Consider the following 310-nt stretch of genomic DNA (forward strand, 5'->3'; position numbering starts at 1 on the left):
GATGCCGGTGAGCACCACCCCGTCGCTGCCGGCCGTCGAGGCGTTCGACGAGCTGGAGATGCCGAAGGCACTGCTCGCGGTGCTGACCCGCCAGGGCGTGACCGCCCCGTTCCCGATCCAGGCCGCCACGCTGCCGAACTCGCTGGCCGGCCGGGACGTCCTCGGCCGGGGCCGTACCGGCTCCGGCAAGACCATCGCGTTCGGCCTCGCGCTGCTGGCCAGGACCGCCGGGCAGAAGGCCGAACCGCGCCGCCCGCTGGCGCTGGTGCTGGTGCCCACCCGGGAGCTGGCGCAGCAGGTGACCGAGGCG

The 310-nt window shown here is 75.5% G+C and carries 1 protein-coding gene; it reads left to right on the forward strand.

What is annotated here, in order from left to right:
- Nucleotides 1-310: DEAD/DEAH box helicase (locus tag IF01_RS0140945; protein WP_030398697.1), on the forward strand; the 310-nt coding region annotated here is incomplete at both ends.

The sequence above is a fragment of the Kitasatospora purpeofusca genome, from assembly GCF_000718025.1.
Lineage (GTDB): Bacteria > Actinomycetota > Actinomycetes > Streptomycetales > Streptomycetaceae > Kitasatospora > Kitasatospora purpeofusca.